Source organism: Comamonas sp. DB36 (assembly GCF_057914905.1).
Map to the genome: position 1 here is coordinate 3,090,841 of NZ_CP196631.1, position 18,405 is coordinate 3,109,245.

At 63.4% G+C, this 18,405-nt stretch carries 18 protein-coding genes; 5 read left to right on the plus strand and 13 right to left on the minus strand.

Annotated features, from left to right (window positions below; all coding sequences use genetic code 11):
• Positions 1-98: 98 nt before the first annotated feature.
• Complete coding sequence (locus ACSVDO_RS14530) at positions 99-1,058, minus strand: Bug family tripartite tricarboxylate transporter substrate binding protein (protein WP_489593025.1); 960 nt, start codon at positions 1,056-1,058, stop codon at positions 99-101.
• A gap of 112 nt (positions 1,059-1,170) precedes the next feature.
• Between ACSVDO_RS14530 and ACSVDO_RS14535 the strand changes: the two genes are divergently transcribed.
• Complete coding sequence (locus ACSVDO_RS14535; RefSeq protein WP_489593027.1) at positions 1,171-2,124, plus strand: LysR family transcriptional regulator; 954 nt, start codon at positions 1,171-1,173, stop codon at positions 2,122-2,124.
• 63 nt (positions 2,125-2,187) lie between these two features.
• Here the strand turns inward: ACSVDO_RS14535 and hxsA are convergent, their stop codons facing one another.
• From hxsA to ACSVDO_RS14575, 8 genes are all read right to left on the minus strand, one after another.
• The gene (hxsA, locus tag ACSVDO_RS14540; RefSeq protein WP_489593028.1) at positions 2,188-2,832 is read right to left on the minus strand and encodes a His-Xaa-Ser repeat protein HxsA; all 645 of its coding nucleotides are present in this window, start codon (positions 2,830-2,832) and stop codon (positions 2,188-2,190) included.
• Complete coding sequence (hxsC, locus tag ACSVDO_RS14545; RefSeq protein WP_489593030.1) at positions 2,829-3,962, minus strand: His-Xaa-Ser system radical SAM maturase HxsC; 1,134 nt, start codon at positions 3,960-3,962, stop codon at positions 2,829-2,831. The genes hxsA and hxsC overlap by 4 nt, the downstream gene beginning before the upstream one ends.
• A 3-nt stretch (positions 3,963-3,965) precedes the next feature.
• Entirely contained in the window at positions 3,966-5,396 is a 1,431-nt protein-coding gene (hxsB, locus tag ACSVDO_RS14550) for a His-Xaa-Ser system radical SAM maturase HxsB (RefSeq protein ID WP_489593031.1), read from the minus strand.
• A gap of 552 nt (positions 5,397-5,948) precedes the next feature.
• Positions 5,949-6,848, minus strand: a complete 900-nt coding sequence (yddG, locus tag ACSVDO_RS14555) for an aromatic amino acid DMT transporter YddG (protein ID WP_489593033.1) — start codon at positions 6,846-6,848, stop codon at positions 5,949-5,951.
• 41 nt (positions 6,849-6,889) lie between these two features.
• Positions 6,890-7,567, minus strand: a complete 678-nt coding sequence (locus tag ACSVDO_RS14560; RefSeq protein ID WP_489593035.1) for a hypothetical protein — start codon at positions 7,565-7,567, stop codon at positions 6,890-6,892.
• Between the two features lie 25 nt (positions 7,568-7,592).
• Positions 7,593-7,805 (minus strand): DUF2788 domain-containing protein, encoded by a 213-nt coding sequence (locus ACSVDO_RS14565; protein ID WP_213298615.1) that lies wholly within the window; start codon positions 7,803-7,805, stop codon positions 7,593-7,595.
• Between the two features lie 11 nt (positions 7,806-7,816).
• On the minus strand, positions 7,817-8,674 hold the full coding sequence (locus ACSVDO_RS14570; RefSeq protein WP_332539244.1) for a DUF2189 domain-containing protein: 858 nt from the start codon (positions 8,672-8,674) through the stop codon (positions 7,817-7,819).
• 32 nt (positions 8,675-8,706) lie between these two features.
• A complete protein-coding gene (locus ACSVDO_RS14575) occupies positions 8,707-9,441 on the minus strand; it encodes an HAD family hydrolase (RefSeq protein ID WP_332539243.1) in 735 nt (244 codons plus the stop codon).
• Between the two features lie 74 nt (positions 9,442-9,515).
• On the opposite strand from ACSVDO_RS14575, the gene hemH reads away from it, so the two are divergent.
• The gene (hemH, locus tag ACSVDO_RS14580) at positions 9,516-10,613 is read left to right on the plus strand and encodes a ferrochelatase (RefSeq protein WP_489593038.1); all 1,098 of its coding nucleotides are present in this window, start codon (positions 9,516-9,518) and stop codon (positions 10,611-10,613) included.
• Here hemH and ACSVDO_RS14585 read toward each other — a convergent pair whose 3' ends face one another.
• The 3 genes from ACSVDO_RS14585 to ACSVDO_RS14595 all read right to left on the minus strand — a co-directional run bounded on the left by ACSVDO_RS14585 (position 10,614) and on the right by ACSVDO_RS14595 (position 14,921).
• Positions 10,614-12,335 carry a putative bifunctional diguanylate cyclase/phosphodiesterase gene (locus ACSVDO_RS14585; protein ID WP_489593040.1) on the minus strand — a complete coding sequence of 574 codons (1,722 nt, stop codon included), beginning with the start codon at positions 12,333-12,335 and terminating at the stop codon, positions 10,614-10,616. It lies immediately after the preceding gene.
• A 1-nt stretch (position 12,336) separates the two neighbouring features.
• Positions 12,337-13,887 (minus strand): methyl-accepting chemotaxis protein, encoded by a 1,551-nt coding sequence (locus ACSVDO_RS14590; RefSeq protein ID WP_489593042.1) that lies wholly within the window; start codon positions 13,885-13,887, stop codon positions 12,337-12,339.
• Between the two features lie 299 nt (positions 13,888-14,186).
• Entirely contained in the window at positions 14,187-14,921 is a 735-nt protein-coding gene (locus ACSVDO_RS14595) for a Crp/Fnr family transcriptional regulator (protein ID WP_489593044.1), read from the minus strand.
• Between the two features lie 323 nt (positions 14,922-15,244).
• Here ACSVDO_RS14595 and ACSVDO_RS14600 point away from each other — a divergent pair, with 323 nt between their 5' ends.
• The 3 genes from ACSVDO_RS14600 to ACSVDO_RS14610 are packed head-to-tail and all read left to right on the plus strand — an operon-like array spanning position 15,245 to position 17,473.
• A complete protein-coding gene (locus ACSVDO_RS14600; RefSeq protein ID WP_489593046.1) occupies positions 15,245-16,189 on the plus strand; it encodes a sulfurtransferase in 945 nt (314 codons plus the stop codon).
• 4 nt (positions 16,190-16,193) lie between these two features.
• On the plus strand, positions 16,194-17,291 hold the full coding sequence (locus ACSVDO_RS14605) for a YeeE/YedE thiosulfate transporter family protein (RefSeq protein ID WP_489593048.1): 1,098 nt from the start codon (positions 16,194-16,196) through the stop codon (positions 17,289-17,291).
• 14 nt (positions 17,292-17,305) lie between these two features.
• The gene (locus ACSVDO_RS14610; protein WP_489593050.1) at positions 17,306-17,473 is read left to right on the plus strand and encodes a hypothetical protein; all 168 of its coding nucleotides are present in this window, start codon (positions 17,306-17,308) and stop codon (positions 17,471-17,473) included.
• Between the two features lie 31 nt (positions 17,474-17,504).
• On the opposite strand, the gene ACSVDO_RS14615 is transcribed toward ACSVDO_RS14610, so the two are convergent.
• A complete protein-coding gene (locus ACSVDO_RS14615) occupies positions 17,505-18,392 on the minus strand; it encodes an alpha/beta fold hydrolase (protein WP_489596411.1) in 888 nt (295 codons plus the stop codon).
• Positions 18,393-18,405 lie beyond the last annotated feature (13 nt).

Sequence of the window (18,405 nt, forward strand, 5' to 3'; positions counted from 1 at the left end):
TACGGTGGGGCACCGAGCAAGGGTGCCGTGCCTAGCCGGCCGCCCCCCTCCACCGAAGGATGAGAGGGGGAAGCCGCGCAGCGGCTCAGGGGGGGGCTTTAGTCGATCGTGATACCGACCTTTTTGATGATCGCGCCCCACTTGCGCGTCTCGCGCTCGATCAGGGAGCGGAACTCGGCCGATGTGCCGCCGCCCGCATGCAGGCCCTGGCGCGCAAAGGTCTCGACGACGGCTGCGTCGGCCAGCACCGCGTTCACATCGGCATTGATGCGCACCGCGACTTCGGGCGCAGTGCCTGCGGGCGCGAAGATGCCGTTCCAGGTCAGCGACTCGAAGCCCGGATAGCCCGATTCGGCGACCGTGGGCAGGCTCTTCATGCCTTCGGCGCGCTGCGCGCTGGTCGCGCCTATCAGCTTGATGCGTCCGGCCTGCACCAGCGGCAGCAGCGCAGGCTGGACAGTGAAAAGGGCCTGCACCTCGCCCGAGACCAGCGCATTCACGGCCGGCGGCGAACCGGCGTAGGGCACATGCACGGCATCTATGCCCGCGGTGCTCTTGAGCAGCTCCATGGTCAGGTGCGAGGAACTTCCCGCACCCACCGAGGCATAGCTGAGCTTGTCGCCCTGCTTGCGCGCCCAGGCGACGAATTCGGTGATGTTGTTCGCGGGATTGTTCGCCGGCACGGCCAGCACGTTGGGCTGCGACGTGGTCAGCACCACGGGCAGCAGATCGCGCGCCGGGTCATAGGACATCTTCTTGTACATGAACGGGCCGAACGCGATCGGCCCGTTGAAGCCCACGCCCAGCGTATAGCCGTCGGGCTTTGCCTTGGCCACCGCATCCATGCCTATCATGCCGCCCGCGCCGGGCTTGTTCTCCACCACGACCGGCTGCTTCCAGCGCAGCGACAGGCGCTGGCCTAGGGTGCGCGCGATCACATCCAGGGAACTGCCAGCGGGCGCGGGCACCACCACGCGCACCGGTTTCTCGGGCCAGGCTTCGGCCATCGCGCCGGTCGCCAGGGTGCATGCCAACAGAATTGCGCCAACTCGTTTCATCTTTGTCTCCAATGTTTGTTTTTGCGGATTCTTGGGTAAACCAGTGGATACTTCAAGAATCGATTGTGTATGACATCCATACTTCAAAAGTAGAGCCCGGAGACAACGCCCCATGGAACTGCGCCATCTGCGCTACTTCGTCGCCGTCGCCGAAAGCGGCAGCCTCAGCCGCGCGGCCGAAAAGCTGTTCATCGCCCAGCCGCCGCTGTCGCTGCAGATACGCCAGTTCGAAGAGGAACTGGGCGTGGCGCTGTTCATTCGCCACCCCAAGGGCGTGCGCCTGACGCTTGCCGGCCAGGCACTGCTGCCCGAAGCGCGCTATCTGCTCGAGCGCGTGGGGCGCATAGGCAACGTCGCGCGGCAATCGCGCGAGAACCGGCCGGTCTCGCTGAGCATGGGCTTCGTGCCTTCATCGAGCCACACGGTGCTGCCCATACTCATTCGCAAGCTGCGCGCCAAATATCCGGGGCTGGAGCTCGAACTGCGCGAAATGATCAGCGAAGAACAGATCAGCGCCATCGCCGACGGACGCATCGATGTCGGCATTGCGCGCAGCGGCTCCAAGCATCCGCGCGTGCTCGCCAGCCTGCAGATGTCGGACCCGTTCTGCCTGGCCCTGCCAGCGACTCTTGCCATGGCTTGCGAGGGTGCAGTCGATCTGCGCAATTACAGCGACCAGGCCTTTGTCGGCTTCTCCAGAAGCCACGGCCCGGCCTACTTCGACCAGTCGATCCACCTGTGCAGCCAGGCCGGCTTCAGCCCGCGCATACGCTACGAGGCCAGCAACGTGCGCGGCGTGCTCGACCTGGTGAGCGCTGGCCTGGGCATTGCACTGGTGCCCGCGTCCACGGTACAGCTGGGCGTCAAGGGCCTGGCCTGGCGGCGGCTGACGCAAAAGCCGTACGGCGTGCTTTCGGTGCTGCGCCGCAAGGGCGATACCCAGCCCGCGGTGCAGACGCTAGAGACCGTGGTGGAGAAGATCTTCGAGGACTTGCGGCACAAGGTCGATGCCAAGTTGGCATCGGCATCACGCGCACGGCGCAGCCGCGCCCCTGACTCCAGTTGATGAAACGCTCTCCCAAACCTTCAGCGTTGCAAATCGGGGGTGATGCTCTGCAGCGGAGCACCATCAATTGACGGCAGGGATGCCCATGGCATTGAGCGTAGGCGTGGTCATTGTGCCGGTTTCCTGCAAACCTTTGAGGTTTTGAAAATAGCGCAGTCCTTGCCGGGTTTGCTCGTTCATCACGCCATCGACAGCGCCCTCATAAAGGCCCAGGCTTCGAAGCTTGATCTGCACTCGCATGATCTGCAGCTTGAGCTTCTCTCCCCTGGTCAGGTCATCTTTTGGGGGCGCGCCGGCACCAACAGCATTCAGACTCCCCTGCCCTTGTTTCGCACTACTGGACGGATTGGCTGAAAAATTTGACCCCGCACTCGATGGAACCGAGTAAAGCGGAGCAACAGGCGCGGGAGCGGGCGCGGGCGCTGGACTTGGAGCCACATAAGCAGGCGCTCTATAGCTGGAACTGCTGCCGCCCGAGCCTGAGTAATGCGAGCTATGGCTGGAGTGCGACCGATGACTGGAATGCGATCGATGTCCCGCAAACAGGTTGTCCATCTCCCGATTCAGGGGCCGCAGAGGCACGGCATCTGGCGAACTAAGCGGTTCGATCGCCAAAGAAGTTGCTACCGGAACAGCAGACATGGTCTTCAGCGTCAGCAGCGGAAGTCCTGCAACGAACAACGAAATATTGCGTATGAATTTACTCACTCGATCCTCTCCGTAACCTGCAACGCTTTCAAAGGCGCAGGAGTCCATCCTCTTTCATGCCAAGCAAAAAGTCCGGAACAGTCCGCTTTCACCGCACAGTCGTTGCACTCAAGGGCATAGACGTTTTTCCAGTCTGAAATACTGCGGTGCGCTTTCGGCCATAGATGTTGCGGCAGCGAGCACAGCGGTGCGTTCATGAAAAGATAAGGCACAGCATGCCTTTGCAAGATCCGCGCTGACTGACCCAATGTCTGCGCCCAATCGCTCAGATTCACTTCGCACAGGGCTCGATTTGCCAAAGCGAAACCTATAGGTTCACACCCCATCAACGCAACTTCGTTCACGAATGGCAGGTTGCGACCAATGAACTCCACCAACTCAGGAAGTATCTGCAGCACCGGCTCAACAAGAACCGTGCGCAGCTGGACTTGTTGATTGTTCTGCTGCAACGCCAAAAGCCCGGCCAGCGTCTCATCAAAGGCACCGGGTGTCTGCACCACGAAATCGTGGACAAAGTCCGCATGACCATATAACGGCACCAGCCATCGCACCCGGGCGCGCAATCCCTGCAGTACCTCGGAGACCACGTTGGCATCAGCAAGCAGTCTCCCGTTGCTCAATACCTCAACAGTGGTGGCCGGGTGGTGTTCTGCCAAGGCATCCAGCACTCGCCGCAAACCGGCCCCGAGCAGCAGAGGTTCGCCGCCGCTCAGGCCGATCACGGGCGGAGAGGACCTCATGTGCACGATCGCCTCAATGGCTTCGTCCACCAGCCAGCTGTCGTCATGCCTCGTGGGCGGCTGGGAGCACATCAGACAATAGCTGTTGCAGCGGTTTGTCATCAACAGCGCATGATGCGCATCGGACTCCCGCAGAAGGACTGAGAGTTCCTGACGCACGGGATCTGGCACGACGATATCACCGCTTTGCAGCGACTCGCTCTCGACCCAGAACACATTGCCCACACCGGCGCCGACCATCTCTTCGACGATCTGACGCTCCTCCATTGTTCCGACGAGAACCAAAAACCGAAGATCGGGCGTCCACTCCATAGGAAAGAGATCAAAAGACGTAACCCTGTAGACCAACGCCTTGCAATTTGGCTGGATTGTTACTTTGAGTTTTCGCATGACCTAGGCCTTGACTGGTTGCGCCCAGCGATAGAGCAGGTCTTTCAAATCTTCATCGGCTGCGCGCAAGATCATGAAAATGGCATCAAAAAGCCCCGTATGCCGCTGACAATGCTCCGTGTCGTCGACTGCGGCAAAAGGCGTGTTGAACTGGGCCTGCGCATCCACAGGGTTGGGTGCACAAAACAACTTGTATGGGCAACCAAGACATGCCGCCATCTGCTCGACGTCACTCGATTCGACCAGCATTTTTCTTACTGGCGATTCGAGCAGCACGCTCAGCGCTGTGCCTATTCGTCCCATCCGGAAGAACGTATCGCCGGTCTCCGCCAGCATGCGAGCTTCGTCGCTTGGATAGACAAAACCATCGTAGTTATAGACAACCACCGCGGATCCCGCCCCCGTGGGACTTTGAAGGTCCACATAGCCGGCATCAAAAGTGGACAGAATCTTGTTGAGCAGTATCGAGGCATAGACCTCGCGGATCTCCACCCCTTTCTCGTTCCAATAAAGCACTCGCTCCAGCGCCCGGCGATAGAAAGACAAGAACTCTGCAAGCGAATATCCCAGCAGTGACTGGTTGCGCTTCGCAAAACCGTAGCTGCTCAACGGTCGAATGAATATTTCCCGAAATCCCAGCCGCACATATTCGTCGACGATGGATTCCGCGTGCGGCAATGAAGCCTTGGTGGTTGTCATCAACGCAGCAACGGACTCTTGTCCAATCAGGGCGCGCGCCATTTCGATGCCGGCCAACGTGCGGTCATAGGCATTGCGTCCCGGTATTGGCCGGTTCCTGTCATGCAATTGAGCTGGGCCGTCAATACTGGTGGAAAGGTACACGCCATGGGTTTTGAAGAACGCGCACATGGATGCATCCAGCTGATGGAGTGTCGTAGCGACCACAAACCGGATACGGCGACCTTCTCGAGCATTGCGCAGTTGAATACGAAGAATGGCGCGCTCAACGAGGTCAAAGCGCAGCAGCGGATCGCCGCCCTGGAACTCCACGGTCAGCGCCTGCGCGGAGCTTTCAAAGATCGTGTCACACGCGGCGTCAAGATCCGCAACGGACATCGTATGCCCCTCATCGTCGAGGGAACGACTGACCTGGCAATAGCGGCACGAGTGGGCGCACTGCAGCGTGGGCACAAGAATATGCAACGCAGGGCCTTCCGAAACGGTTTCCCTTTTTGCGGCGATACGCGATGCAAGCAGCCGCCTGCCGCCCGGAGAAAGCTGCTTCTCACCCAGCAGGAAACGTGCACGCAATTCCGCCTGTCTGCGTAAGGGAAGGGTTTCAGGGGCCAGCTCATATTGGCTGAACTCGGAAGCGGAGAAAAAGGCATGGTCACCGCTGTCCGACGCCGCGACAAAAAAACCATCTGACAATTTCCTGCGGCGGAACGGCAGAACATGCGACGTATATGCCATGGGTCTCCTGGTTGTTTTGATTTTAATTAGATATATTTTGCAACCAATTAATCAAAAAATCACAATTACTCCAGTCGGGAGGTCGTCTATCGCAATTTGACTACCCCGGACATAGCGCCATCTTCACAAGGTCAACTTAGCCTCGGCCGCCCTGGCCTTTTTTCGCTACCACCGATACGCCGCGCCGGCGGCGCATGGAGCAGGCTCAGATCGACAGGCAGCGAGGCGCTGCACACCGCATAGCTGGCGTCTTGTCGCTATTTGCACTGCAGGCATAGGCGGTGCCTGTCTAGCGCAAGCCGGGCTGCAGCAGATGTTCGCCGCATAGCGATCCAGTGGAAGGCGGAATCGCTGGCGACCGCGACCAGACCTCGACCACGCATATCGCTAATCTGGTCCTCGCCATAGAATCTGCCGCCGCTTAGCCGTGAACTACGGCTGGCTGAACTTCAGGCCGCGGCTGCGGGCTAAAGCACCTGTAAGCAGACCGCCGTACATTGCTGCTGGCCGACACATGATCCCCAAAGCCTCTGCGCATTGAAGAGGGCTGCGCTACGCCTTGTCAGTCACCCGCGTTGCCCTCCAGCAAAGAATCGCGCCGCCGCACACCATGCAGGCCCCGAGCCAGAACGATGCCGTCAACGGCACGCCCAGCACCAGGGCCGCGAGCGCGGCGGAGAGCACCGGCGTGAAATACGATGCGCCGGCCAGAATGGTGACATTGCCATGCAGGATGCCTATGTTCCAGGCCGCATAGCCCAGGCCCATGGCCGCCGCAGCCAAGGCCAGGTAGACGGCGGTCGGCACGGTCCAGTTCATCGCGCCATTGCCGAACGCCAGATACTTCACCCACAGCACCAGCGCCGTCAGAATGAAGAACAGCGTGATGCCGTTCTGCCCCTGGGCGATGCGCGCCGTGACCGTGCAGTACGCGGCCCAGATGAAGGCCCCCGCGAGCGCCAGGCCGTAGCTCAAGGGGTTGCGCTGGACATTCGCCAGCATTCCCGACAGATCCATGCCCTGCTCGCCACCGAGCACCCAGGCGATTCCGGCCAGCGATGTCAGCAGACCGGGCAGCACCAGCCAGTTGGCGCGCTGGGCGTTGAACGCGATCGCCGCGAGCATGGTGAAGGTGGGCCACAAATAATTGACCATGCCCACCTCGATCGCCTGCTGGCCCGAGTGCGCATGGCCTATGGACAGCGCCAGGCACAGCTCGTAGGAAACGAACAGCGCGCTGCCCCAGTACAGGTACTTTCGCGGCATGGCGCGCAGCGGCGGCAAGCCCACGGTCACCAGCAGCAGCAGCGATGCGGCTGTATAGATCATGGCCGCGCCGCCGGTGGCACCCAGGCCTTCGCTGACACTGCGGATCAGGCCCACGAGCGACGACCATAGGACGATGGCAACGAGACCGATCAATGTCGCGTTCTTCCTGCTGGGAATGCGCATTCTTCAGCAGCCCTGGCGCAAGCGCGCGCCGTGCGCCAGACTCAGCACTGCCACAGGAACTTGGCCGAAATGCCGGAACAGCGGCATTCAAACAGATAGCCGCAGCCGCCGGCGAAGTTCATCTCGGTCTGATAGTCGGGGCCCGACTCCAGCTGAGCGACGAACTGCATGGGCGCCTTGCAGGCACTGCAAGCCGGTGTGTCATCGTGCTGTATCCAGTCGGCCGCGCCGCCGATCTGCCCCAGCACCTCGCGCCGGCGTCCCGCATAGGCGGAAAACGCATCCGAGTAATCCTGCGCAACCACGGTCAGCAGGCGCGCGCCATAGCGCGTGTCGCGCAGGGTTTCGCCTTCGGCGGGCGGCGTCGCGAGTTGCAAGCCGTCAGCAGGCAGGGTGACCACCGCATTGCCGCCGCCGTCGGCTTCGAACTGGTCGCACTCGCCGGGATGGTTGGTGCACATGAAGATCAGGTGCAGATGCAGCGCACCGGGAGGGCGAATCTGCCCCTGGAACTGCATGGCTTCGCCGCACGAGCGGCAGCGCGGCCAGGCGAAACCTGCGCCCACCGATGGCAGGCCACCGAAACGCGTTTCGGCCGAGGCAAAGGCCGTCACCTCCCGATCGACGATCAGCAGCTCGATAGTGCTCAATGCGCTTTCGGGCACAGGGCTGGGCTTTGTCTTCTGGAAGGCGCCGAGGATCTTCTGGAGGAAATTCATGCGTAGCTGGGTGCGGCGACAGCGCTTATTTTTCCATCCACCACTGGATCACTACCTTCGCGAGAAAGCCGATGAAGCCCACGCCCAGACCGAGAAAGATCACGAACGTGCCGAACTTGCCCGCCTTCGACTGGCGCGCGAGCTGCAGGATGATGAACACCATGAAAAGAATGAACGCTCCCACCCCGTAGGTGAGAAAGAAGTGCGCAAGCTGCTCTTCTGTGTACCCGAAAATCACAACGACAAGTCCTACAACGCCCTGCCCGGCTCCGGCTGCTCGCGCGCCGGGAACGCCGAGGCGTCGACCAGATCACGGTAGGCATGCCAGCTCGCATGACCGAGCATGGGCACCACGGCAACCAGGCCCATGAGCAGCGAGCCCAGGCCCAACAGGGTAAACAACACAATCAACGCCGCCCAGAACGCCATGGGCGCCGGGTTGGCGATCACCACCGTCCAGCTCGTCAGCACGGCCTGCCACACGGTCACACGCCGGTCCAGCAGCAGCGGCATGGCCACGACGCTGGACGCAAAAATAGGCGCGGCCAGAAAACTGCCCAGCGCCATCCATAAAACAAACAGCTGCCCATCGCGTGCGAGCACGACATGGTGCAGAAAATCCAGCGGCGTCTGCACGCGCACCGGCGAGAGCACGGTGATCAGCGAGGCAGAAATCACCACCCAGCCCGTGGCCGCGAGCGACAGCAGCAGGCCGAAGCGCACCAGACACCAATAGCCCGCATGCCGCTCGGCTCCCGCGTGGCCGCTTTGCCAGCGCGTCCAAGTGGCACGCACCAGGCCCGGGCCTACCGGCTCGCCGCGCTCGAGCGCACGGCTGATCGCGTAGAGACTGGTCGCCACCACCGGGCCTATCACCAGAAATCCCGACAGCGCACCGGCCATCAGCCAGAAGCGATTGTGCCCCACGGTCAGGATGGCTGCGCTGATCAGCATCAATACCAGACCATGCGCGAAAGCCAGCAGCGGCGCGCGGCAGATGTCGCGCCAGGCCAGTGCCAGCCAGGACAGCGGCTGCATCAGGCCGATGGAACGAACCAGGGGAAGTGGAGCGGGAGAGCGCGGGCGGGAACGCAAGGTACTGGGCATGGGTCTCGGCTCGCTAACAGCGTCAGGAAGAATCAGCCTTCGGCCAGACCCTGACATAACTGCGCGAGACTGGCCACCGTCACGGAAGGGCTGGCCCCTCCGTGAGTCCAGTCTACGCCCGCGCGGTTGAGCCAGACTGCGTGCATACCCGCATCCATCGCGCCGCGGGCGTCGAGCAGCGCGTCGTCGCCCACGTGCAGCACGTTGGCCGCAGGAACGCCCGCGGCCTCGGCCGCGAGCGCGAAGATGCGCGGATCGGGCTTGGCCACGCCCACGCGGTGGGCGCTGATGCTCGCCTGGAAAAAGCGCCCGAGCCCGACGACGTTCACATCGGCCGTGCCATTGCTGAGCGCCACCAGCGGCCAGCGCGCGGCAAGAAACTCGAGCGCGGGAATCGCATCGTCGTAGAAGTCGACGCGCTGGCGCTCGGCGAAGAACACATCGAACGCGGTCTCGGCGAGGGCGGGGTCGTCGCCCGCGCGCGTCAGCGCCAGACGAATGGATTCGCGCCGCAGGCCGTTGAGGTCATGCACGAGGTCGGGCCGCAGGCCGACGATTTCGTTGCGCACGGCGCGCACCGCGGCCTGGGTCTGCAGCGACTGCGCGGTCGCCGGCGCCTGGGTCTGCAGCCACTGCAGCAGCACGCGCTCGGCGCGTTCTATCGTCGGCCAGATGGGCCACAGGGTGTCGTCGAGATCGAGGGTGATGGCACGGATGCCGCGCGCGCGGATGCCCGAGAACGCGTTGGAGTCGGTAGAAGCTTGCATAGGTAACCCGAGAATACCGCAGCCATCGCGGGCCTGAGGCAGCGCACCTGCCCGCGCCTTGGCACAATCGAGCCATGCCTTCACGCTTCGCGCCAGAACCCCCTACCCCCCACGGCAGCGCCGCACGCACCGCCGTGCTGCTGTGCAACCTCGGCACGCCCGATGCGCCCACGCCTTCGGCCGTGCGCCGCTACCTCGCGCAGTTTCTCAGCGACGACCGCGTCGTGGAGATTCCCAAGCTGGCCTGGTGGCCCATCCTGCACGGCATCATCCTGCGCACGCGCCCGGCGAAATCGGCTGCGAAGTACGCGACCGTGTGGCATCCCCAGGACGGCTCACCGCTCGCGCACTGGAGCGCACGCCAGGCACTGCTGCTGCGCGGCTGGCTCGGCGAAGCCGGCCACAACGTGCTGGTGCGCCACGCGATGCGCTACGGCAATCCGTCGATCGCCAGCGAACTCGATGCGCTCAAGGCCGAGGGCGCGACGCGCATTCTGATCCTGCCGCTGTACCCGCAATATTCGGGCACGACCACGGCCAGCGTGTTCGACGCGGTCTACGACTGGGCGCGCACCCAGCGCCATATTCCCGAACTGCGTTTCGTCAACCGCTACCACGACGACGCCGGCTATATCGACGCACTGGCGCAGCGCATAGAGGCGCACTGGCGCGAGGCCGGCCGCAGCGCGCATCTGCTGATGAGCTTTCACGGCGTACCCGAGCGTACGCTGCATCTGGGCGACCCCTACCACTGCGAAAGCCAGAAAACCGGCCGGCTGCTGGCCGAGCGCCTGGGCCTTTCGCCGTCGCAGTACACCGTCACATTCCAGTCGCGCTTCGGCAAGGCCAAGTGGCTCGAGCCCTACACCGAGCCCACGCTGATCGCCATGGCGCAGCGCGGGCTGCAAAGCGTGGACGTGGTCTGCCCGGGCTTCACCAGCGACTGCTTGGAGACGCTGGAGGAAATCAGCCAGGAAGCGCGCGAAGCCTTCCTGCACGCGGGCGGCAAGGCATTTGCATACATTCCCTGCGTCAACGACAGCGCGCCCTGGATCACGGCGCTGAGCCGGATCGCGCAGCAGCACCTTGCAGGCTGGCCCGTGGGCCTGCCCGATGAAAAGGCATTGCTGCAGACCGCCGAGCGCGCCAAGGCCCTGGGCGCGCGCCAATAGTCAGGCGGGAGCGTCGCACGACTCCCACGCCGCCGAGCAGTCGAACCGGCCCAACAGACGGGTGATTTCCGCGGCGGGAAGCGCCTTGGAAAACAACCAGCCCTGGTAGCTTTCGCAACCATTGCTGCGCAGAAAGCCCAGTTGTGCGGCGTCTTCCACCCCTTCGGCCACCACCGGCAGGCCTAGCATGTGGGACATGGCGATGACGGCACGCACGAGCACCGCATCGTTGTTGTTTTCCATGACCTGGCGGATGAACTCGCGGTCGATCTTCAGTCGCGACACCGGCAGCAGGCGCAGATAGGCCAACGAGGAATAGCCAGTGCCGAAATCGTCCAGCGCGATGCTGATGCCCAAGGCGCGCAATCTGTCGAATACCTGCCGCGTCGTATCCGGCTCGGCCATGGCCTCGGTCTCGGTGATTTCCAGCTCGATCAAGTCCGCACGCGTGCCGTGCTGATCCAGCAATTGCTGCAGCCGAGCCGGCAATTGGGTCTGGCGAAACTGTTGCGCCGACAGGTTGATCGAAACGCGCACCGGCGTGCCGTTGCCATCCCACAGGGAAGCCTGGCGGCACGCGGTCTCCAGCACCCAGTCGCCCAATGGGTGGATCAGGCCGCTGGTCACGGCGACGGGAATGAAGTGATCGGGCGGCACGCACCCCAGCTCGGCATCGTGCCAGCGCAGCAGCGCCTCCACGCCGACGACAGCGCCGGTTTTCACATCCACCTGCGGCTGATAGTGCAGCTCCAGCGCCTGTGTTTCGACGGCCCGCTTGAGCCGTTCGTGCATCTGGTTGCGCAGCCTCAGGGCTTCGCTCATTTCGGGTCTGTACACGGCATGGGTGCCACGCCCTTGCGTCTTGGCGGCATACATGGCCATGTCGGCAAAACGCATCAGCATGCCCGAATCCTGCGCATCGGTGGGGAACGCCGCAACGCCGATGCTGGCTCCCAGACTCAATTCACCCATCTTGAAACGACAACTCGCCGACAGGCTGCGCTGCAGCTTCTGCACGACCGTGAGCACATGGTCCATCGATGGCACATCGGGCAGCAGCACTGTGAACTCATCGCCGCCCAGCCGGGCAATCACATCGCCCGCGCGCAAGCTGCTGCGCAGTCTTCGCGCCACCTCGATCAGCACCTGATCGCCTGCCGCATGACCATGGGCATCGTTGATGTCCTTGAATTCATCGAGATCCAGCAGCAGCAACGCCAATGTTCGGCCGCTGCGCCGTGCCCGATGGATGGCCTGCTCGAAATGCTGCATGAACTGCCAGCGGTTCGCCAACCCCGTGAGCCCGTCGTGCGTGGCCTGGTAGCGCATGTCTTCCTGCAGACGCTTCACCTCGGTCATGTCGCGCATGAACACCACCCCGGCCAGCAGGCCATCCATGGTGCAGTGGCCCAGGGCGATGTCGACCGACACCATCAAGCCATCCTTGCGCAGCAGTTGCAGCTGATTGACCATGCCCATGGGTCGGGCGACCGGGTTCAGAAAGAATTTCCTCACCAGATCGCTGTGCTTGCTGCGCATGTGCGAGGGCAGGAAAATGCTGACCGACTGGCCCGACAGCTCTTCGGCGCTATAGCCGGTCAACAGTTCGACAGCTGGGTTGGCCCTTAAGATGGCACCGGTGTCATCCACGATGAGGATACTGTCCGGTGCGGCATCCAGTGCGGCCAGGGCGAGTGCTTCTTCATTGGAAATCAACTTCACGTCACACCTCTTGCCGGAAGACCGAAGCGGCCTCGTCAAGACGCTGGGCCTGCGCCCCCAGCACCTGGCTCAGTTGGGCACTGTCCGTCACCTGCGCCGCATTGTGCTTGGCAATTTGCTCCAGCTGTGCCAGCGCCTGGTTGATCTGAGCCACGCCATGGGACTGCTCCTGGCTCGCCAGGCGGATGTCCTCCATCATCGCGGCCACGCGTTCAACGGCCTGCACAGCCTCGGTCAAGGTGCTGCCGGCAGCGACCACGGTACGGTTGCCGGCATCGACCTGAGCGGTCGATGCGTCGATGAGCTGCTTGATCTGCCTGGCAGCGTTGGCGCTCTTGGTCGATAGCGCACGCACCTCCGAGGCCACGACCGCAAAGCCCCTGCCATGCTCGCCCGCGCGCGCCGCCTCGACCGCTGCGTTGAGCGCCAGGATGTTGGTTTGGAACGCAATGGCGTCGATCATGCTGGTGATATCGGCCACCTTCTGGCTGGATGCCGCGACGCCGCGCATGCTTTCCTGGGCCTGCGCCACCATGGCGGCGCTTTGCGCTGCCATGCGCACCGCCTGCGTCGCCATCTGCGCAGCTTGGGCGGCGGTCTCGCTGTTGCTGCCAATGGCCGCGGCCAGCTGTTCGTTGGCGGCGGCAGTTTCTTCGAGACGCGCGACTGTCTCCTGGGTCCGCTGGGCCAGTTTCTCATTGCCTTGTTGCAGATCGTGCGCACCCCTGCGCACATGTACCACCTTGTCCTGGATGTCTCCCACCAGCGAGAGCAGATTCAGCGACGCCTGTTCGATGCCACGCATCACCAGGCCGATCTCGTCGCAACGATTCAGGAACAAGGGTTCGGCCCGCTGGCCGCTGGCCACCGCCTGAGCTTGCACCATGAGCTGGCGCAGCGGCCCATGCACCGCCACGCGCGACCACCAGCCGCTGACGAGTACCGCCAGCGTCCAGTTCGCCAGCGCGGGCCATTGTGCCGCCGCCCCGCCCCCGGCGAATGCCATCCCTGCGGCGCCCGCCAGCCACAAAGCCCCCAGCCCCAGGCGCATGCGCGTAGCCAGCGACACAAAGCGCCAACGCGTGTAACAGCCGGCCAGGCTCCTGCGCACCACTTGGCCGCGCAACAGGTCAAGCTTTCGGTCCCCTTGCTGCATCCCGCGATAAATCTCTTCATGCGCGCTCACGCCGTTGCGGGGAGCCTGCACGCGCACCGACAGGTAGCCGGTGATTTCACCACGCTGGCGAATGGGCGCGGCATTGGCGCGCACCCAGTAGTGGTCGCCATCCTTGCGGCGGTTCTTGACCAATGCCGTCCAGAGGCGACCGCCTTGGATGGTGCTCCACATGTCTTCGAACGCCGCAGGCGGCATGTCGGGGTGACGCACCAGGTTGTGGGCCTTGCCATACAACTCTTCGCGCTCGAAGCCGCTGCAGGCAATGAAGGCATCGTTGGCGTAAATGATGCGGCCCTTCAGATCGGTCGCGGACAGCAGTGTTTCATGTTCACCTATCTGGAACTCGCGCTGCGTGACAGGTCCATTATTTTTCATTGTGGAGAAACAGGCTGAAAGATATGAGCACCCCGATCAACGATCGGGCATAGGCACGCCGCCACAGCCGTGGCTGAAACGATGTTGAGACTAGGATTATGGGAAATGCCTATTTCAATCGATAGAGCGCAAGCTCGCGGTTTTCCCTGTATCCGCACCTGATGTGATCAATATCACCAGCAGCCAATGCATTTTTTTCCGCAGGAAAAAACGCCTTGACCCATGGCAAACATCCAGCCTGACGAGGCCGTCAAGGATACGGCCCGCTGCGTGGCCATGGCGGCCCTTGGCGCCTGCGTTCAGTGCGGCAGCGATGGGTCCGGTGCCTGTATGCGCTCAAGCAATCGAGGCAGATGGAGATCGCAGTAATGGCGGCCACAGCGGCTTACGTCGCCATTTTTTTCAAGCCGGGCGAAGGCCCGGGTGATCGATTCGCGCGTGGTACCCAGCAGATCAGCCAAGACGGTCTGCGTCGGCAGTCGCACTCGCAGGCTGCATTGCAGTTCGCTCAGGTGCAGCAGTGCCCCAGCCAGTTGTCTTGTCACGCTGTCACCACTGCGCAACATGCTCCAGCTGAAATATTGCTCCATCGCTTGCGCCATGAAATCCTGCAGGGCCCACAGAAAGGCCGGGTCCTCGAGCAGCCCGCTGCTGCGCAGCGCCGCGTTGGAAAGCTCGCAATAGCGACCTTCCAGAATGCCGATGTGCGTCACCGGACTTGCCCGCCCCAGCAGCCCGAACTGGCCCGTGACCGTGCCACGCCCCAGCACGCCTATCGACCGATGCCCGCCGTAGGGCGGCAATGCGCAGCACATCATGACGGTACCTGACTTGATGATGCGCAAGGCCGTGGAGATCGATCCCTGCGCCTGGAGCACATCGCCGGCGCGAAAGCGGTGTTCCCTGAGTTGAACTTTGGCCATGAGATCGCCACGCAGGCGGGTGACCGGACATGCGGTCTGTGCAGCGCAATGCCAACAATTGCGCTGCGCCGCCAGCGCCCCTTCCGCCTCACCCTCGGTACGGGCGCTCATGGCCGGCACAAATCAATGCGGCGGTCGATCGACGCTATCTGCAAGGGGACGGTGAGCATGTATAGGGTTCTCGTGAAGCGCAAGCGCTTGTATATGGGACGGCCGGGCGAGCCACCCATCTACAAATATTTACAAAATCGCTGATTGTCGTCATTTAACCGGCCTGCGGTGAGTGCTTTGCGGCCAAGGTGATATTTATCAACAGGAATAAAGCGCCACCGCAAGTAAATGCGCAAAAAGCCGCCCGGCCTTATCACTACATCTCATAAGGCAATGCTTTTTTCATCGTTGGTTGCTGCGTCATGCCCACGGACAATTGAGGCATGAAAAAAATCCTTGCTTTTGCGCTGGCCCTGAGTGCAGGTCACTGGGCCTTCGCGGCCCAGCCCCTGCTGACTGCGGCGCAACTCAGCGCCATTCCAGCGTCCACGGCCGCATTGCGCGTGATCGATATACGCGACCCGCAAGCCTATGCCAAGCAGCATATTCCCGGCGCGGTGAGCGCACCGTATGGCAAGTGGCGCGGCCCGGCAACGAACCCCGGCGAACTGCCCGACATTTCCAAACTCACGCAGTTGGTGCAGTCGCTGGGCCTCACGCCGGCGACGCATGCAGTGGTCGTGTCCAGTGGCGCGGATGCCACCGATTTCGGCGCTTCGGCGCGCGTCTACTGGACGCTCAAGACACTGGGGCTCAAGGAGCTGTCCATCGTCAACGGCGGCATGAAAGCCTGGGCCGACGCCAAGCTACCACAGGACAACGCGGCCGTGCAGATCGCGGCCAGCAGTTGGCAGCCCCAGCTCGACACCAGCCTGATCGCCACGCGCGAGGACATCCGCAAGAACCTCGACCTGAGCAACGCGGCGCTGGTCGATTCGCGCCCCGACGCCTTCTACCAGGGCAAGACGCGCGCGCCCGCGGCCAAGCTGTCGGGCACGCTGCCCGGCGCGCAGCAGCTCGATTTCAACCAGTGGTTCGTGCCCGGCACCTCGACCTTTGTCGACACCGCCGCGGCCAAACAGATTGCCGCCAAGGTGCAGCGCAAGCAGGGCGAAGACATGGTGGCGTTCTGCAACACCGGCCACTGGGCCGCGACCGACTGGTTCGGCCTGAGCGAGATGGCCGGCCTGCCCAACGTCAAGCTGTATGCGGGCTCCATGGTCGACTGGACCCAGCAGCCGGACGCGCCGGCGCTCGAGAACCAACCCAGCCGCGCCGAGTCGCTGGCCTATGACGCGCGCCAATGGTGGCAGCGCAAATTCAAGTAAATCCATGAAACGTCTACCCCTTGCGGCCTTGATGGCCGTTTTCTTTGCCTGGCTGCTGTGGACCGTGTCCGTGCGCCAGGCCGCGCTGTTTGCCGTGGGCATAGGCCTGGGCGCGGTGCTTGCGGGCCAGCGTTTTGGCTTCACCACGGGCTGGCGCCTGCTGATCGAGGAAAAGGACGCGAGCGGCGTGTTCGGCCAGCTGCTTTTGCTGGCGCTGGCCGCCGCGCTGGCAATGCCGCTGCTGGGCAGCTTCCCCGAACTCACGGCGGCGCTGGGCCCGCCCAGCATCAGCCTGCTGATCGGCGCCTTTGTCTTCGGCCTGTGCATGCAGATTGCGGACGGCTGCGGCAGCGGCACGCTCTACAAGGCCGGCATGGGCATTCCCATGAACGCCGCCATCCTGCCGATGTTTGCCATCGGCAGCTTTGTCGGCTCCATGCACCTGGGCTGGTGGCTGGAACTGGGCCGCGTGCAGCCCGTGGGCCTGGTGAGCCGCTGGGGCTGGCCCGCGGCGCTGGGCGCAACGCTGCTGGCGCTGGCGCTGGTGGCCGTGGGCGTGCGCTGGTATGTGGGCCAGGCCAATGCCAGGCTGCAGCGCGCGACCCAGCCGCTGTGGCAGCGCAAATGGGTGGTGGGCGCGGTGCTGCTGGCGATTCTGGCCACGGCCAATCTGGTGATTGCGGGCCAGCCCTGGGGCGTGGTCTATGGCTTTGGCCTGTGGGCGGCAAAAGTGGCCAGCGCCACGGGCGCGGTCGACCTGGCACAGAACTGGTTCTGGAGCCAGCCCGGCAATGCCGCGCGATTGCAGGAAACCGTTCTGCTCGACGTCACCAGCATCACCAACATCGGCATTCTGGCCGGCGCGCTGTGGGTCGCGGCAAACAAGCCGCCTTCGGCCAAGGCGCTGACGGGAACGCAATGGGTGGTGGCGCTGGTCGCCGGCCTGGTGCTGGGCTACAGCTCGCGCCTGGCGTTTGGCTGCAATGTGGGCGCCATGCTGTCGGGCATCAGCACGGGCAGCATCCATGGCTGGATCTGGGTGCCGCTGGCCTTCGCCGGCACCATCTTCGGCCTGCGCATTCGCCGGCGCTTCGGCTTCTGAAAGGACAGCACACCATGACGCAACAGACCACTTTGCGCATCGCCTTCTGGGCCGTGCTGCTCGCTTTCCTGGCCTGGGACTACACCCACTCGGCCCCCGTCGATCTGCGCTACGAAGCGCCGCTGATCGCCGCGGGCTCGGGGCAGGCGTCACAGGGCGGGCATTGCTCGATTCCGGATTAGGTATGCCAACCGCCCCGCTTGCGGGGCTTTTTTACGTGCCCAGAGGACGTTCACCCTGAGTCCTGAGCCCGTCGAAGGATCGAAGGTTGCTCTCCCCTGCGCGCAGCGCCCCCTTCACCGCCTGCCACTGTTTCAATACATTGAGCGCCGGCGCGTGCCCGCAGCCCGAGACCTCCAGCCATTGCAACTGCCCGCGCGCGCCCGGCCCGCGCTGCATCATCTGCTGGGCCGTCGACGCCAGAACCAGATCCGAGGCCTCGCCGCGCAGCAGCAGCACGGGCACCTGAATGGCGTCGTAATGCTGCCAGATCAGATAATCGTTTTCATGCTCCGTGAACTGCTCGATCATGCGCGGGTCGTAGTGCGGCGTCACGCGGCCATCGGGCAGGCGGCGCATGCTGCTCTCCGTGAGCGCGCGCCATTGCGCCTCGGGCAGCCAGCCATAGGGTGCGTAGGCGCTGCGGAAAAACGCCTCGAGTTCGGCCATGGTCGCGAACACCGGCGGCTGGCCCGCATAGCCCTTGATGCGTTCGAGCGCCGGCGCGGCGAGTTCGGGCGCGTTGTCGTTGAGCACCAGGCTGCATATGCGCGCTGCCAGCGTCGGCTCGAACAAGCCTGACGCGCAGACCGTGCCTATGGCCCCGCCCATTGACGTTCCCACCCAATGGATCTGCTCCAGCCCCAGCGCATCGGAGAGTTCTCGCGCCAGCCGCGCATAGAAGCGCAGCTGGTACTCGTCGCCGGGCGCGCGGCTCCATTCGCTCAGGCCGCGGCCCAGCGTGTCGGGGCAGATCACGCGGTAACCTTGCGCCGCGAGATAGCGCGCCAGCGGGTCCATGTCGCGCCCGGTGCGCGCCAGACCATGCCAGGCAATCACCGTGGGCAAGGCCGCATCGGCCGCCGCCGCCGACCAATCCATGTAGTGGATCTCG

Coding starts and splice junctions, on each gene's coding strand:
- ACSVDO_RS14530 (WP_489593025.1), bottom strand. CDS start 1,058: ATGAAACGAGTTGGCGCAATTCTGTTGGCATGCACCCTGGCGACCGGC.
- ACSVDO_RS14535 (WP_489593027.1), top strand. CDS start 1,171: ATGGAACTGCGCCATCTGCGCTACTTCGTCGCCGTCGCCGAAAGCGGC.
- hxsC (WP_489593030.1), bottom strand. CDS start 3,962: ATGCGAAAACTCAAAGTAACAATCCAGCCAAATTGCAAGGCGTTGGTC.
- hxsB (WP_489593031.1), bottom strand. CDS start 5,396: ATGGCATATACGTCGCATGTTCTGCCGTTCCGCCGCAGGAAATTGTCA.
- yddG (WP_489593033.1), bottom strand. CDS start 6,848: ATGCGCATTCCCAGCAGGAAGAACGCGACATTGATCGGTCTCGTTGCC.
- ACSVDO_RS14560 (WP_489593035.1), bottom strand. CDS start 7,567: ATGAATTTCCTCCAGAAGATCCTCGGCGCCTTCCAGAAGACAAAGCCC.
- ACSVDO_RS14570 (WP_332539244.1), bottom strand. CDS start 8,674: ATGCCCAGTACCTTGCGTTCCCGCCCGCGCTCTCCCGCTCCACTTCCC.
- ACSVDO_RS14575 (WP_332539243.1), bottom strand. CDS start 9,441: ATGCAAGCTTCTACCGACTCCAACGCGTTCTCGGGCATCCGCGCGCGC.
- hemH (WP_489593038.1), top strand. CDS start 9,516: ATGCCTTCACGCTTCGCGCCAGAACCCCCTACCCCCCACGGCAGCGCC.
- ACSVDO_RS14590 (WP_489593042.1), bottom strand. CDS start 13,887: ATGAAAAATAATGGACCTGTCACGCAGCGCGAGTTCCAGATAGGTGAA.
- ACSVDO_RS14595 (WP_489593044.1), bottom strand. CDS start 14,921: ATGAGCGCCCGTACCGAGGGTGAGGCGGAAGGGGCGCTGGCGGCGCAG.
- ACSVDO_RS14600 (WP_489593046.1), top strand. CDS start 15,245: ATGAAAAAAATCCTTGCTTTTGCGCTGGCCCTGAGTGCAGGTCACTGG.
- ACSVDO_RS14605 (WP_489593048.1), top strand. CDS start 16,194: ATGAAACGTCTACCCCTTGCGGCCTTGATGGCCGTTTTCTTTGCCTGG.
- ACSVDO_RS14610 (WP_489593050.1), top strand. CDS start 17,306: ATGACGCAACAGACCACTTTGCGCATCGCCTTCTGGGCCGTGCTGCTC.
- ACSVDO_RS14615 (WP_489596411.1), bottom strand. CDS start 18,392: ATGGATTGGTCGGCGGCGGCGGCCGATGCGGCCTTGCCCACGGTGATT.